Origin of the sequence: Micromonospora sp. NPDC005173, assembly GCF_040608515.1 — a bacterium.
In the GTDB taxonomy this organism is placed as follows: Bacteria; Actinomycetota; Actinomycetes; order Mycobacteriales; family Micromonosporaceae; genus Micromonospora.
In genome coordinates, this window is sequence record NZ_JBEXIK010000098.1 from 1 (window position 1) to 4,126 (window position 4,126).

General features: G+C 69.0%; 2 protein-coding genes. Both read left to right on the forward strand.

What is annotated here, in order from left to right; genetic code table 11:
* Positions 1-193: 193 nt before the first annotated feature.
* On the forward strand, positions 194-3,466 hold the full coding sequence (gene fdh / locus ABZV00_RS37660) for a formate dehydrogenase (protein ID WP_355615399.1): 3,273 nt from the start codon (positions 194-196) through the stop codon (positions 3,464-3,466).
* Positions 3,459-4,126 (forward strand): 4Fe-4S dicluster domain-containing protein (locus tag ABZV00_RS37665; RefSeq protein WP_355615402.1); only part of this gene is annotated, 668 nt, incomplete at its 3' end. The genes fdh and ABZV00_RS37665, both read left to right, overlap by 8 nt.

Consider the following 4,126-nt stretch of genomic DNA (forward strand, 5'->3'; position numbering starts at 1 on the left):
CGCGGAACACCGTTCGGCTGGAGCCGCGTCGTGCCACTCGCCGAGAGGCGACCTGCACACCGACACCAACGCCGCCCCCGGCCCACCAGCCGGGGGCGGCGCTGTCTGTTCAGCCGGTGATCCCTCGGTTCGCGAACATGTCTCGGTTGACCTATGTTCATGAGGTCGCTCGCGTGGGAGGGGGTGTCGGGGGATGGGTTTGCGGACCTTCATCGAAGGTTGGCCGGTCTACCGGCAGCTCACCGGCACCGACCCGTTGGGCCGGGGCGCTGCGGCGCAATCCGCCCGCTCGGCGGAGTTGACTGCCCGCACCGAGGATGCCGACAGCGTGGCCCGCTCGGTCTGCCCGTACTGCGCGGTGGGCTGCGGTCAGCGTGTGTTCGTCAAGGACGGGCAGGTCAGTCAGATCGAGGGCGACCCGGACAGTCCGATCTCGCGGGGTCGGCTCTGTCCGAAGGGCGCGGCCAGCAAGAGCCTGGTGACTAGCCCGTTGCGGCAGACGACCATCCGCTACCGCCGGCCGTACTCGACGCAGTGGGAAGATCTGGAACTCGACACCGCGCTCGACATGATCGCCGACCGGATCCTCGCCGCCCGCGAGCAGACCTGGGAGGACGTCGACAGCGAGGGCCGGCCGCTCAACCGGACCCTGGGTATCTCCAGTCTGGGTGGGGCGACGCTGGACAACGAAGAGAACTACCTCATCAAGAAGTTGTTCACCGCGATGGGGGCGCTCCAGATCGAGAACCAGGCGCGTATTTGACACTCCGCCACTGTCCCCGGTCTGGGGGCCAGCTTCGGTCGTGGCGGTGCGACGGACTTTCAGCAGGACATCGCCAACGCTGACGTGATCGTCATTCAGGGTTCGAACATGGCTGAGGCGCATCCGGTGGGTTTCCAGTGGGTGATGGAGGCCAAGCGCCGTGGCGCCAAGGTCTTCCACGTCGATCCTCGGTTCACCCGGACCAGCGCGGTCGCCGACAGCTACCTGCCGATCCGGGCGGGCACCGACATCGCCCTGCTGGGTGGGGTGGTGCGCTACATCCTGGACAACGAACTCGACTTCCGCGAGTACGTGCTCTCGTACACGAACGCGGCGACGATCGTCAGCGAGCAGTTCACCGACACCGAGGACGGCGACGGGTTCTTTTCCGGCTTCGACCCCCAGACCGGCACCTACGTGCAGGACAGTTGGCAGTACGAGGGGCACGAGGGCTCCTCCGGCAGCGGGCACACCGCCCAGGAGCGGGATAGTGCCTCGGGGCTGGCGCACGAGTCGCACGGCGCACCGGTTGGCGGCCAGACCCTGCGGGACGAGACGTTGCAGCATCCGCGTTGCGTGTACCAGATCCTCAAGCGGCACTTCGCCCGCTACACGCCGGAGATGGTGGAACGGGTCTGTGGCATTCCGCAGGAGAAGTTCCTGGAACTGGCCCAAGCCTGGACGGCGAATTCCGGCCGGGAACGTACCGGGATGCTGATCTACTCGGTGGGGTGGACGCAGCACAGCGTGGGCGTGCAGTACATCCGCACCGGCGCGATCATCCAACTGCTACTCGGCAACATGGGCCGCCCCGGTGGCGGGGTCATGGCGCTGCGGGGGCATGCCAGCATCCAGGGCTCCACGGACATCCCGACGCTGTTCAACCTGCTGCCCGGCTACCTACCGATGCCACACCACGCCGACCACCCGACGTTCGACAAATGGGTCGACAGCATCCGCCACCCCGGGCAGAAGGGCTTCTGGGGTAACGCCGGGTCGTTCGCCGCCAGCCTGCTCAAGGCGTACTGGGGCGATGCGGCGACGCCAGAGAATGACTACTGCTACGGCTATCTGCCCCGGTTGACCGGCGACCACGGGACGTACCAGCAGGTGCTCAACATGATCGACGGCAAGATCAAGGGGTACTTCCTGCTTGGGCAGAACCCGGCGGTGGGTTCCGCGCATGGCCGCGCCCAGCGCCTCGGGATGGCCAACCTCGACTGGTTGGTGGTCCGTGACCTGTTCATGATCGAGAGCGCAACGTTCTGGCAGAACGGCCCCGAGGTGGCCACCGGCGAGATCGTCCCTGAGGAGTGCCGTACGGAGGTGTTCTTCCTGCCCGCCGCCTCGCATGTGGAGAAGGAGGGCACCTTCACCCAGACCCAACGGCTGCTGCAGTGGCGCGAGAAGGCCGTCGAACCCCCGGGCGACGCCCGCTCCGAGCTGTGGTTCTTCTACCACCTCGGCCGCAAGCTGCGGGAGAAGCTGGCCGGCTCGGACCTGCCCCGCGACCGGGCGCTGCTCGACCTCACCTGGGATTACCCCACGCACGGCCCGCACGCGGAGCCGAGCGCCGAGGCCGTGCTGCGGGAAATCAACGGGTACGACGTGGCGACCGGCAGTCCGCTGTCCAGTTTCGGCGAGGCTCGCGCGGACGGCTCCACCGCGATCGGCTGCTGGATCTACACCGGGGTGTACGCCGACGGCGTGAACCAGGCCGCCCGCCGGAAGTCCCGGCACGAGCAGGACTGGGTCGCTGCGGAGTGGGGTTGGGCCTGGCCGGCGAACCGGCGGATCCTCTACAACCGTGCCTCCGCCGACCCGGACGGCAAACCGTGGAGTGAGCGTAAGAAGTACGTCTGGTGGGACCCGGAGAAGGCCGAGTGGACCGGCTACGACGTGCCGGACTTCGAGAAGACCAAACCGCCGTCGTACCGGCCGCCGCCCGGCGCGTCCGGCACGGAGGGCATCGCCGGCGACGACCCGTTCATCATGCAGGGCGACGGTAAGGGCTGGCTGTACGCGCCCAGCGGAGTCCTGGACGGTCCGATGCCCACCCATTACGAGCCGGTCGAGTCACCGGTGCGCAACCCGCTCTACCGTCAGCAGGCCAACCCGACCCGCAAGATGTACGCGCACCCGATCAATTCGGTGAACCCGAGCCCACCGGAGCCGCACAGCCAGGTGTTCCCGTACGTGTTCACGGTCAGCCGGCTCACCGAACACCACACCGCTGGCGGGATGAGCCGCACGGTCGGCCCGCTGGCCGAGCTGCAACCGGAGATGTTCGTCGAGGTCTCCCCGCAGTTGGCCGCCGAGGCCAATCTGGCGCATCTCGGCTGGGCACATCTGGTCAGCGCCCGCGCGGCCATCGAGGCACGGGTGCTGGTGACCGACCGGCTCACCCCGCTGCGGGTGGACGGCCAGGTCATCCATCAGGTCTGGTTGCCGTACCACTTCGGCTTCGAGGGTCTGGTGACCGGCGACTCGGCCAACGACCTGTTCGGCATCAGCCTCGACCCGAACGTCCTGATCCAGGAGAGCAAGGTCGGCACCTGCGACGTCCGGCCCGGCCGCCGTCCCACCGGGCCAGCGCTGCTCGACCTGGTGGCCGACTACCAGCGGCGGGCCGGAATCGCCCCGGGTCGACATGCCCCGGCGGTCACCACCGACAGCGACGGGGAGGGGCACGGTGATTCCTGACCCGAACAGCCTGTACGGGCCGCTGGATCCGGCACCGGATGCCGGTTGGTCGTCGGCGCCGCCGCGGATGGGGTTCTTCACCGACACCAGCGTCTGCATCGGCTGTAAGGCGTGCGAGGTGGCCTGCAAGGAGTGGAACGGGGTGCCCGGCTCCGGCCTGGACCTGCTCGGCATGTCCTACGACAACACGGGCGCGTTGACCGCGAACTCGTGGCGGCACGTCGCGTTCATCGAACAGGCCCGCCCGGCCGGGCATCGCGCCCCGCCGCCCGCCGGGACGCCGGCCAGCGCGGCGTCGGCGGCCGTCGCAGGCGGCACCACCGATCTGAACGGCGCGAACCCGGGAGTGCCGCCCGAGTCACCGTCGGCCGCCGCGCGGATGGCCGCCGGCGGACCGAACGACGTGCTCGGCGACCCGGTAGGCCCCGGGCCGGTCGTCGGTGGCCCCGGGCCGGTCGGGGGTGGCGCCGGGCCGGAGTTCCTCGGGATGCCGGGTGCGCAGCCGCCGGGTCGGGGCACCGGCGCGGAGGGGCGCAGCGATTTCCGTTGGTTGATGATGTCGGATGTGTGTAAGCACTGCACGCACGCGGCCTGCCTGGATGTCTGTCCGACGGGTTCGTTGTTCCGGACGGAGTTCGGGACGGTGGTGGTGCAGGAGGA